Here is a 12417-nt window from a genome sequence, read left to right on the forward strand (position 1 = left end):
CTCTTTGGTTTCAAGCACTAGGAAGACCTAGCTTGGCATTTAATGCAACAAACGGATGAGTACGGTTTTAATCTCGAACGGCGTAAAGGAGAGCAGGTAGTGTCCTTCATCACCGCTCAGCGTTTCCAATGGATTTTCCATTAAATCTGCAAGCAGGGCCTCTCGATGAGGAAGATGAACCGAAAGCTTAATTTCGCCGTTCATTCCCGAAGTTTCATAAAGGCGAACCACGAGAGCATCTTCGTCCTCCGCTTTTTTCACCGCTTCAATCATGACCTTGGGGCCTTCAATCTCAAAGCCTGAGAACCTCTTCGGCAATCCGCCTTCTTCTTCACTTGCCAAGACGACTGTAATTGGAGCGTTTAACTCATAGCCTTGCTTGAAGACCTCCGCCTGGATGAAATCCCCTTCATGCGGCAATATGGCGTATACGAACTGATGACGCGCCCTGTCACAAGTTGGATCCGGATGGGATGGACTACGAAGTAAATTGATATCCATGACATTGCGGTTAACACTGTAGCCGTACTTGCAATCGTTCAGGAGAGCAACGCCGAAGTCCGATTGGGAAAGATCGATCCACTGATGAGCACTTATTTCGTCCTTCGCGTAATCCCACAGCGTGTTTCGGTGAGTTTGCCGTTTCAGATGACCGAATTGAATATCGCAATTCACTTGATCGGTATATACGTTGACTGGGAAAGACGCACGCAGCATCTTGCTGTCTTCCTGCCAGTCGACATCCGTTTCAAAATCGATTCGTTTACTGCCCGCCGTCAGAATGATTTTTTGCGTGAGTACCGACTTGCCGTAATGATACTCCTGCTCAACCACCGCTTTAGGCCCGCTGATGTAGGTCTTCGAATGCATGAGCTTCAGATGCGCAGGCTTCGTACCTGCATAATCGCCAGGGAAATCCCAAGCATCGCCGTCATCGTGATAGATGGACAGCACGTTCGCAGATTCACCAGCAGCGATTACTTCTCTTCCAAGCGCTTTGTCGATGATCGATAATATGCTTCCGTCAGCACCGAAGCCGATCTTGATCAACTCGTTCTCAAGTGTATCGTTCACGGCCGTCACTTCGAATGAGGAGTATGGAAATAACGCTGCCGAGTCTATAACCTGATAGCCCATAGCAGGAATCGTTACCTGTATCCATTGATTGTCTAGCTGCATCCATTCGCAGCGCTCCCATGGAAGGGAGTTGAAGAAGACCATCGGACGTACTGCTCCATGCGTCCCTATGGAGGATGCAAAGCCGCGATACATCTGATCAGTTAGCTCCGTTACTCTAGCTAGTAAAATTTCGTAACGTGCAAGGGATTCGTCGAATACACGCTTAATAGAAGAACCAGGCAAAATATCGTGGAATTGGTACAACAGCACCTCCTTCCAGATTGTTTCAAGCTCCTCGGTCGGATACTCGTTACCGTACGCGAAATGGAGCGAAGCAGCGAATTCCAGCTCTCTCAACGCCTTTTCAATCTTCCGGTTATATCGTTTATTGCGGGCTTGGCTGGTTAACGTTCCTTGGTGCTTCTCTAGGTAGAGTTCACCTTTCCATGTCTTATATTTCTCTTTATTCATAGCCAGCTTCTCGAAAAAGTTCAGGGCCGGCTCCTGTTTCACCGGAATAAGCCCTTGGAGATTCTGCTCACGCTGAAGGCGCTCCAGGTGCTCTTCTCCTGGTCCGCCACCACCGTCTCCGATTCCGAACACGACAAGGCAATGATCGGATACATTTTTATCCAAATAATCCCTTTCAGCCTTAAGAATCGACCTTGGCAGCGCCGGACCATTGTAGGTATCTTCTGGCGGCAAATGCGTTAACACGCGGCTTCCGTCCAGCCCTTCCCAGAGAAACGTATGATGCGGATGATCGTTATGGACGTTCCACGATAGCTTCTGTGTCATGACGTACTCGACCCCGGACTTCCGCAGAAGCTGCGGCAAGCTGGCCGAATAACCAAAAATGTCGGGAACCCATAGCATCTTCATATCGAGACCGAATTCCCTCTGAAAAAAACGTTTCCCAAAGAGAATTTGCCTGACAAGTGCTTCTCCTCCCGCAATGTTGGAATCCGGCTCCACCCACATGGCACCTTGCACTTCCCAGCGTCCTTCCGCTATGCGCTCTTTGACCTGGGCGTATAATTTCGGATGCTGTTGCTTGATCCACTCGTATAATTGAGGCTGACTAGCTCCGAATACATAATCGGGATATTGCTCCATCATCCGCAGCGCGGTGGCGAAAGTCCGAGCCCCTTTGCGATAAGTCTCCCGAATTGGCCACAGCCAAGCCAGATCGATATGCGCGTGTCCAATCGCAGTAGCCGTCAGTGTTGGATCTCCGCCCTGCTTGCTTAATTCCGGAGCCAGAATACGTCTTGCCTGCGCCACGTTCTCTTCTGACATATCCCTGAGTAGTAGATGAACGTCATAAAGAGCCTGAAGAATACGTGCTCTTCTTGCCGATTGATCCTCTAGATGCTTGGCCAGATCGAGCAGCACCTCATAATCGTAATATAGCTGTCTTGTAGCTTCGCTGCAGATGGCTATTTGAGCCTCCTTCAGCGTTCCGCTCCGGTAATGCCCGAACAAGTCGTTATTGCCAGCATCAGCCCAGAGATCGATGACTTCTTCCCCCGATGCGCTAGATGCGAACTGCACGACGCGTTTGCCAGGCAAACCAAGCGTTAAGTCAAACTCTGAGTTCACGTTAGTGAGCCCTTGCGTCGGTGTTCCTTCCTCATCGACAAGGCATAGCTCTCCGTTGACATCTAACACAAGTACAACCTTGCTCCCCGCAGCCTCTCTCGGCACTTGACCCTGGAAATGAAACCAGGCACAATCCCACAGCTCTCCCCACTTCTCTCCCGGGCGAACTTCAAGAAACTGTCCCGACATTCTTTCCTCGAAGGATACGGGCTCCTTCGTTACATATGCGATGGCCGAAAGAGGAGCTACCGGCAGGTAAATATGATTTTCGATTCGATTTAGCGTTTGCTTAAGGGTTTCCACCTTTATTGGCGTGTATGGCATGTAGATCTGCACCATCCTTCGATCATTATGTATGAAGCTAATGCTTAATGTTATACGCCTTTGGTCACTTTAAACATATAACAATAATAAATATATCATATATATCAATTATTTTAATGTTTTGAGCAGAAAAATACAAGCAAAAAAACTGACCTCGGCTGCATGCCAGAGATCAGTCTCTTTCGTTCTCTTATTCTTGCGGAAGTACTGGACCCGACGTTTGTTTGACAACCAATCTCGGCTCCAAAACCACTCTGCTATTTTTAAGGTGGGTTCGATTCCCCTTTATAGTGTCAATGATCAGCTCCCCAGCCCTAGCCCCTATTTCGCCCTCGTTTTGGTCGATATATGTGAACAGACTTAGCTCATCCATCAATGGACTCGGATTATCAAAGGTCACAATGGACAAATCTTCCGGCACGCGGAGCCCTTCACGCTTGGCAATAGACAAAATGTGTACGCCCAGGTTTCCGTTCAGCGCAATGTATGCGGTTGCCATCCGGTTCTTGATAAACCGGTACAGAGGGTGCTCAGGATTATCCGATGAGGGCTGGGATGCAAAGTCCGTCAAGAATAACGCAGGATTGATCATCTCGCCTTTATCTCTGAGTGCGCTAATGTAGCCATCCACCCGTTCTTCCACAGATACAGTCGGTTGAGGTGAATCGGAACAAATCGCGATGTTGCGGTGACCGAGGCCCCACAAGTGATCTACAGCCAGTTTGGCTGCCAAAGCGCTGTCGGAATATACCGTATTCGTCTCTACGCCAGGCAAATATCTGTCAATAAGGACGAAAGGATAATCCGTCATTTTAAGTGTAATGATTTCCTCATTATAGACCTCGGCATCCACCGGAAAAATAATCAAGCCAGCTACTTTATCTTTCAAATCCCGAATGATTTCCTTTTCCCGCTCCTTTGAATTGAAAGAGAACATCATTAGCAGCGAGTACCCGCTATTCTCAAGAACGGAAGTAATGCCCCGGATCAACCGGATTGCAAAAAAATCGTCAACGAACGGAAAGATAAGTCCGATCTTCGGACGTGCCGCGTGATTAGCGGGCGGCGATTGAACGGCCATTTTCTTCGCTAGAGGAATATAGCTTTCTGGGATACCCTTTATAAAGGTTCCCCTACCCGGAATGCGGTAAATCCAGCCTTCCCGAGCAAGCTCGTTCAACGCATTGGCTACCGTGATCCGGCTAACATTAAACTGTTCGAGAATTTCCTTCTCAGTCGGAATCTTGTCGTCCTCTTGCAATTTTCTAGAGCTGATCAGTTCTTTAAAATGATTTTGAATCTGAATATATAGCGGTTCCCTGTCTGTGCTCATCCTACTACAAGCCTCCAAGATTACTCTCCTATATAGTTATAAAGAGCTCATATTAAATATAGCATATAGACCCCAGCATTTCCAAACCATTTCTGTCAAACCTCCGTAGGATAATATTTAGATACTCTATTCGGGTTCTACCAATTTGTTATGTAGTATATATTTTATATATTTTTTCAACTTCACCGAAGGGAGGAAATATGACAGATAGGGAATTACGAGCAATCGCGGGCTGAAGCTGGATCCATACCCGTTACTCATCCAGCGCCTGTATAGGACCAAATTGTTATGCATGATGCAACAACGCAGGGAGAGAGGCGAGATTTAGGCAGCAATTGTTGCACTTTCTACAACATCAATCAACCGCGTATATGGATTCATTCATTCCAGCAACCACAATTGAGCATATATGACGATGGATCCCGATTTCAGGCACCTCATAAATAACATAATCTCACCCCTTTCATAATTCCAAAGAGGTGAGGCTGTAAAGTCACTTTAAACCCACTCATACGTATCTGGCGGCTGATCCGTTATAAAGCTGCTTGGCTCGCCTAGCGAGAACATACATAACTCGTGCATAGCCCGGGTGCACGCGGTGTAAAACAGCTTGCGCTCATTGTCATGTCCGTACTGATGACGGGAACCGTCATAGATGAGTACGGCATCGAACTCTACCCCCTTCGCCAGATACGAAGGGATGACGAGCACGCCCGAATCGAAGGTCGGGCTATGTTTGGTGATAAGCCCCAGAGGCACTTGCAGCTGGGGCTCTAGGGCTTGGTGCGCGAGCTTGCTCTCGCTCGCGGTTTTGGCGATGATCGCGATGGAGGCATAGCCTTCGCCTAGCAGCCGATCAATCTCGGCTGCCAGCAGGCTATGCAGCGATCCGCGATCGCTGACCTTGATCACCCGCGGCTTAGCACCGCCGCGGGTGAAGGGCTCTATGGCATCGCCGCCAGGCACGATGCCTCGAGTGAACTCCACGATCTCGCGCGTGGAGCGGTAGCTGCGGAGCAAACGGATAACCTCCGTTTGCTCCGGCCCGTACAGAGCGGCAATCGGATCGATTTCGCTATACGCGGAAGCGTGCGAATAGATCGCCTGGTTCAGATCTCCTAGCGCTGTCATCCGGCAGCGCGGGAAAAGCCGTTTCAGGTAGGCGAGCTGAAACGGGGAATAATCCTGCGCCTCGTCGATGATGACGTGGCGCACGGAGCCGTTCGTCTGGAAGCCACAGACCGCTTCCATCATGTATAAGAACGGCGTCGCGTCCTCATACGGCAGCCTGGCCTGCGCCAGCTCCTTCAGCGTCCGCTCGCAGATTGCGGACCAATAGGGCGGCTTATTCTTTACCGGACTCCCTTGATTCTCTATCAGACTCCCCTTACCAACTTTCATTTCATGCATAGTTTCCTCTTCACGAAACAATTGCCCATACAACCCTCTCAGATCTACAAACTTAAGCCGCTTCACAGCGTTCCGCACTGGTTTCAAATGCTCCTTGATAACGTCGCGTGCAAGCAGCAACCTCTCTTGATCAAAATCATCAAATGTGACTCCCTGCCCCCGCTCCATTTTTCGCATCCGCAAATAAGCAAGGTGATACTCTTCACTACTAAGAAGTTCAATCTCTTCCTCAACCCAAGCTTCTTCAAGCTCAAGCTCTGCAAAGTGCTCTAGCTGATCCAGAATCCAGCCCCGCATCAATTCCAATCGGTTCGGCAGCCGAAGGGCCGGATCATAGCTGTAAAACCGCTCCACCAATTGGGCAGCGCTCAACACTTCCTTTTCACGAAACTTAACAGGGTAAAATAGCATATCAGTATGCATCAACCGCCCCTGATAAGCATGCATGACAGCAAGGAACTCCGACGATGACTTGTAATAAATTCCGCTTAAACGAGCATTGTAAGCACATTCCTCATCCCCCTGTGGGATATACTCCTGGGCCCTCTCCACCTTTTCAGATGTACGCCCCCTCGTTAACACATACTCTAATTGCGTAAACGAGTCCTCCACATCATACTCTTCACCCAATCGATGCTCCAAATAGGCCTGATAGGTCGTTTGCTGCATGTTTTCTTCGCCTAATTCCGGCAATACCGTGGATACATAGTGATTGAAAAGCGGATTTGGTGAAAATAGCACCATCTGGTCTGAACTCAACTGATCTCGGTGCTTATATAGTAAGTAGGCGACTCTTTGCAGAGCAGCCGAAGTTTTCCCACTGCCAGCTACCCCCTGCACGATGAGCATTTGTGCTTTGTCGTTTCGAATAATGCGATTTTGTTCTTTTTGAATCGTCGCCACGATCGTCTTCATTTGCGAGTCAGAGCTTCGACTGAGCACTTGCTTCAACAATTCGTCTCCGATCGTCACTCCTGTATCAAACATCAGCTGAATATGGCTGTCGCGAATGACGAATTGGCGTTTCAACAGCATTTGTCCTTCTACCATGCCGTTCGGTGTAGTAAAGGCTACTTCCCCGGGCGCATAATCGTAATAAAGACTGGAAATGGGTGCTCGCCAATCATAAACCAGATAGTGATCCTCCTGCTCATCCAAAAAGCCAGCTATACCAAGATAAATGGCTTCTCCTTGTCTCTCATGTCGTTCGATGAAATCGATGCGGCCAAAATAAGGGGATTTCACAAGTCTATTTAACTTGCCTAAAGCTGCTGCTGCCTGTCGATGAGTACGTTCTCGCTCAGATAGCACCTCCGCTTGCTGCCGCATACTTGCAATCGATTCTGCCGCGTCTTCCGTTGTGCTTAGATCCATGGTGACTTCATCCCAATAATGCTTGCGAATCTCAACAACATCCGATTGAACCTTACCAACCTGATCTTCTAACCCTGTAATTCTTATGTGCATCTTTGCTGTTACTTCTTGAACTCTCTGTTCCTCTGCTGCCCAATCCTGCTCAGTTAAATTCATTACAACACCTCTCTTCAGACCATGTAAAATGCAAATTTGACACGAAGGTTGTCTTGATGCTATAATTATATTAGGATAATAATGTTATTTATTACATTTTTTCCTAATTACTCTTTATCATATCAATTCGCTTACCTAAAATCAACAAATAAACCCAAGAGCTTGTGCGCTTGGGTTTTTCTGCTCGTATTTTATATATTGAATGCCGCAATTAACAGCTATGGAGTTCACGAACTCGCTCCACAGCCTGTACATGATGCCTAGCATGTCCCGCCATCATCTTAAGCAATCTAACAACCGACTCTTCACGATTTTTTGTAGTTATAACTGTCCGCCCAAGCGCACCGGGGAGATGTTCACATAATCCAAGGATATGCTGTCTCAAACTACGAAACAACTGCACTTCGTATGTAATTGGCCTCGCCGAATATTGAAGACTAACACTCCAATCATCCTGTGAAAAACGATTTCCTTCGTAGGTACGCCCCGGCTCTGCTAAGGCAAATTTCACTTTGTGGATCGTGACTAATTCCAAATCAATTAGGTGCAGCACTTGTTCACGAATCGACCATTTACCCGGAGCTTCCGTTAAATTGAGCTGCTCCTCAGACAAGCCATCTACGGCACATTCCAACTCAACGATTCCATCAGCGTACATCTTCTTAATTTCGTCGTCCGAAGCAAATAGCTCCTCCCAGAAAACAAAGGTATACCCATCAACGGCGGGAACAAAAACCTTACGAATATGCCCCGTTTCTTCTTCTTTTCTCAGCTCATTCCATCCGTTTTCTTGCAAGCTTTTTTCCACTTCGTTAACGGAGCTCACCCCTATATAAACGAGATCCCCCGCTTGCGGGTTGGAGGGCTTAGGCTGCAACCAACGAGCTAGGTAAGCCTCTTGTAATTCATCCTCCTGCTTGGTTCGTTGACCTCTCTGTATCAATACAACTTCATCGTTCAACCAAATGCGAAGCAATGCTGCATGACCGGCAGGTGCTGCCTCCACCAATTCCCAACTAAGCTGTCTTGTATAAAAAGACACCGACTTCTGAAGATCATCGACTTGCAGCAGCAGCCTCGCTTTGCCATGACTCATAGTTTTTTTTCCTTTCATCAATCAAACTATCTACGTGAGGAAGCAAGTAATTGTTTTAAATATGATTTACCAAACCTTCATGTTTCAAAAAAAATACGCTCCGTCATCATTTCGACGGAGCGTACGCATTTCCTACTTCTTGGCCGTTTGGTAGGCCTCGATATATTGAGCCGCCTTCTTGGCGACAAGGCTGTAGTTACCCGTTTTGACGGCTTCGCTAGTCAAATCGGAACCGATGCCGACGGCAACAGCGCCTGCCTGGATCCACTCGCCGAGGTTGCTCAGCGAGACGCCGCCGGTCGGCATGATGTTCGCCTGCGGCAGCGGACCTTTAATGGCCTTAATCATCGCGGGCGAGTAGAGATTGCCCGGGAAGAGCTTGACGATATCGACGCCGAGCTCAAGCGCCGTCTGAATCTCTTGAATCGTCATGCACCCTGGCATGACGGGCACTCTGTAACGGTTGCAAAGCTCAACCGTTTTTGGGTTAAGCGATGGGCCGACAACGAACTCGGCCCCACTGAGGATCGCGGCACGCGCCGTCTCAGGGTCCAGGGCTGTGCCCACCCCGATGATCGCGTACTTGGCCGCGTCCTGCGCTGTGCTCGAGTAGCGCTTCGCAAGCTCCTCGATAGCGCGCAGCGCGAAAGGCACGGTCATTGTGACCTCGATGACCTTAATACCGCCGGCAATGGCTTGATCGGCCATTTCCACGACTTCTTCTGGCGTATCGCCGCGTAGAACGGCAACGACACCTTCACTTGTTATTTGTTGGATAAGTTTAATTTTTTTCATTAGAATCTACACCCTTCTATTTCAAGCATTTTAACGTTCTATATGTTTAACATCGTTAAGTACAGCATCCACTTGTTCCCAAGTCGGTGCGCCTTCCCAGTCCCCTTCGGTCTGAACGATCAAGGAGCCCACAAGGTTACCGATGCGCACGGCTTCCACATATTCATACTCTTTTAACAAGCCAACCAAAAAGCCCGCACAGAAACCATCACCCGCTCCAACGGTATCAACCACATGCTCCGCTTTGAAATAAGGAACTGCTGTAACGCTATCTGAGGTTACGACGTACGTCTCATTTTCCCCACCCTTGACGATGGATATCGCTGATAATTCACGCAGCTTACTCACGATAACATCCCAGTCCTCTGTCTGGTAGAGCAGCTTCAGTTCATCTAAACCAGGTAAGAAAATATCAGACAGCTTAGCCAGTTCTAACAGCACGGGACGTGCATCCTCGATACTCCAAAGCTTTAAACGCAAATTAGGATCAAAGCTGACCTTAACGCCATGCTTACGCGCAATTCGAATAGCTTCGAAAGCCGCCTCTTTACAAGACTCGCTCAAGGCAGGAGTAATGCCTGTGATATGCAATATTTTGGCCCCAGCGATATAAGCCTCATCCAAATGCTTCGCACTCATCTGACTCGCTGCTGAATTTTTGCGATAGTAGTAGACAGACGTTTTGCCCATAAGTACTTCACGCATCATCAGCCCCGTAGGAGCTTCTGCTGTCAACTCAGCACGTGAAACATCGACGCCTTCACCACGGATTTTTTTGAAAATCAGGCGACCTAATGGATCTTTGCCTAACCGTCCGAACCAGCCGACCTTGCCGCCAAGCCGTGAGATACCAATAGCTACATTACTTTCGGCACCACCAAACAAGCTGTGAAGCTCAGAAGAGTATTCCAGTCCCTTGCCGCCGGAGGGCATGAGCAGTGCCATCGTTTCCCCAAAAGTGATGATATCCGGGCTAGATCCTGAATGCGATTGCGTATTTGCTGTCATAGAAGCTCTCCATCCATTTCCCGATCACGCCTGTGCGTGTCCAGTTAATTGAAACGTTTAAATAAACGATATATCTCATATTATAGAGCAAGTTGAGCGTTTATACCAGACTTGACTTACCGTCCATGGCGCTCGAGATCTTCGATCATGCGATGGTTAATTTCAAAAATTTCCCTCCTTCTCTTCCGTCCTGCCCATAGCGCAGAAAAAAGAGAGCCACATTGTGACTCTCTTCTCCATGCTAGTCTCAATAAGTTTTAGACCGTCACGCAACCACTGAATTGTAGCCCCCGCAACGAAAACACTTCCTTACAAACCTGTCGCTCCCGCTCCAGCCAACTCCTGCTGAAGTTCGTCATGAATTTGACCGTTGGTAGCAAGCACGTTTCGTACGGCTAGCCTGTATGGATTTCCAGCCGTATCACTCACTTTACCGCCGGATTCTTGAATCAACAACGAGCCTGCAGCAACATCCCATGCACTGAGACCAATCTCCCAGAACCCGCTTAATCGTCCTGCTGCGACATAAGCCATATGCAGCGCTGCTGATCCACCCGAGCGAAGATTTCTGACTTTTGGCGCCAAAGCCAACGTCCCTTTAAGATTGATCGGGAGCGCGCCGTCACGGTCCGCAGGGAAGCCGGTTGCCACCAAGCTCTCGGATAGCTTGCTATCGAGCGAAACAGCGGTCTTATTGCCGTGCATATAGGCGCCTTTCCCTTTTTCAGCGACGAAAAGCTCGTCACGCGAAGGGTCATAGACGACACCTACAATAATTTCACCCTTATGTGCCAGCGCAATCGAAACGGAATAGAAAGGAAAGCCGTGAACAAAGTTCGTCGTCCCATCAATCGGATCAACGATCCAGAGATACTCCTCATCGCTCATTGCTTGAAGTGCTTTGGCCGAAGCCTCTGGTCCAGGCTCCACGCCTTCCTCACCAAGAATGGAGTGATCTGGGAAATGAGTCATAATCAAATTACGAATTAGCTTCTCCGAACCTTTATCCACCTCTGTGACCAAATCTTGAGAGGAGTACTTCGTATCCACACGATTAATGTCTCCCAGCTTGCTCTTAATCCATTGCCCAGCCTTAGCTGCCGTATTAATGGCCACCGCTGTAAAGCTCTTACTGCCCACCACGAAAGGCTCAACCTTACTATCAACCATTTATATCAACTCTTTCTTTTTCATTAATTTAATTGGTAATTCCAGTATAGTAAATTATACGTTTTAAATACTAGTGCGTTTCATCCCAAAATATTCGTATAATTTTACATTTTAACAAGAATCAGCCTGTTTTTTGCATAAAAAAACCGTATCACCCATAAGGCAATACGGAATTTCTTAGTATGCTGGTTTAAATGCCAACGATATGATATCCACCGTCTACATAGATAACTTCACCCGTGATACCGCGGGAAAGGTTACTCATCAAGAACATCGCTGTGTCGCCTACTTCGGCTGTATCCGTTGTTTTGCGCAGCGGCGCTTTCTCTTCCACTTGGCGCAGGATGGAGTTGAAGTCTTTGATGCCTTTGGCAGCCAAGGTACGGATCGGGCCAGCGGAGATACCGTTGACGCGAATGCCGAATTGACCGAGGTCATTCGCCAGATAGCGCACGCTAGCTTCCAGCGCTGCTTTGGCAACACCCATGACGTTGTAGTTCTTCATCGCGCGCTCAGCGCCGAGGTAGGTCATCGTCATGATGCTGCCGCCCTCTGTCATCAGCGGGTAAATCCGTTTCGATACCGCTACAAGGGAGTAAGCGCTGATGTCATGCGCTAATGCGAAACCATCACGCGATGTGTCAACGAATAGCCCGTCCAGCTCTTCGGTTTTAGCAAAAGCAATACTATGTACGAGACCGTGAAGCACACCGAACTTCTCTTTGAGTGTAGATGCAAGTGTTTCGATCTCAGCATCTACAGTTACATTGCAAGGCATCAGGGTTGAGCCTGGAATCGTATCTGCGAGCTTGCGAACGCGTTCCTCAACACGCTCATTTTCAAACGTAAAAACAAGATTGGCTCCTTGTGCCGCTAAGGATTGAGCAATAGCCCAAGCGATGCTGCGGTCGTTGGCAACACCCATTACAAGTATATTTTTTCCGGTTAACAATTGACTCATGTATTAAGAAGCCCCTCTCACAATGGATTGTGCGTCGTTCATTCCCACTCTCCAAAGTACCCCATTTTG

8 protein-coding genes are annotated in these 12417 nt (G+C 48.3%); all 8 read right to left on the reverse strand.

What is annotated here, in order from left to right:
• Nucleotides 1–39: 39 nt before the first annotated feature.
• Nucleotides 40–3045, reverse strand: coding sequence for an alpha-mannosidase (locus QFZ80_RS30835; RefSeq protein ID WP_307562523.1), 3006 nt, complete (start codon nucleotides 3043–3045; stop codon nucleotides 40–42).
• A gap of 190 nt (nucleotides 3046–3235) precedes the next feature.
• Nucleotides 3236–4378 carry a GntR family transcriptional regulator gene (locus tag QFZ80_RS30840; protein ID WP_307551834.1) on the reverse strand — a complete coding sequence of 381 codons (1143 nt, stop codon included), beginning with the start codon at nucleotides 4376–4378 and terminating at the stop codon, nucleotides 3236–3238.
• Between the two features lie 498 nt (nucleotides 4379–4876).
• Nucleotides 4877–7318 carry an RNA polymerase recycling motor HelD gene (gene helD, locus QFZ80_RS30845; protein ID WP_307562525.1) on the reverse strand — a complete coding sequence of 814 codons (2442 nt, stop codon included), beginning with the start codon at nucleotides 7316–7318 and terminating at the stop codon, nucleotides 4877–4879.
• 211 nt (nucleotides 7319–7529) lie between these two features.
• Nucleotides 7530–8414 (reverse strand): DinB family protein, encoded by an 885-nt coding sequence (locus QFZ80_RS30850; RefSeq protein ID WP_307562528.1) that lies wholly within the window; start codon nucleotides 8412–8414, stop codon nucleotides 7530–7532.
• 132 nt (nucleotides 8415–8546) lie between these two features.
• Nucleotides 8547–9209, reverse strand: a complete 663-nt coding sequence (locus tag QFZ80_RS30855; RefSeq protein ID WP_307551828.1) for a bifunctional 2-keto-4-hydroxyglutarate aldolase/2-keto-3-deoxy-6-phosphogluconate aldolase — start codon at nucleotides 9207–9209, stop codon at nucleotides 8547–8549.
• A 30-nt stretch (nucleotides 9210–9239) separates the two neighbouring features.
• Nucleotides 9240–10217 (reverse strand): sugar kinase, encoded by a 978-nt coding sequence (locus tag QFZ80_RS30860; RefSeq protein WP_307562529.1) that lies wholly within the window; start codon nucleotides 10215–10217, stop codon nucleotides 9240–9242.
• Between the two features lie 309 nt (nucleotides 10218–10526).
• Entirely contained in the window at nucleotides 10527–11387 is an 861-nt protein-coding gene (locus QFZ80_RS30865) for an inositol monophosphatase family protein (RefSeq protein ID WP_307551825.1), read from the reverse strand.
• Between the two features lie 190 nt (nucleotides 11388–11577).
• Entirely contained in the window at nucleotides 11578–12348 is a 771-nt protein-coding gene (fabI, locus tag QFZ80_RS30870; protein WP_029194483.1) for an enoyl-ACP reductase FabI, read from the reverse strand.
• Between the last annotated feature and the right edge of the window lie 69 nt (nucleotides 12349–12417).

It is taken from the genome of Paenibacillus sp. V4I7 (assembly GCF_030817275.1).
In the GTDB taxonomy this organism is placed as follows: domain Bacteria; phylum Bacillota; class Bacilli; order Paenibacillales; family NBRC-103111; genus Paenibacillus_E.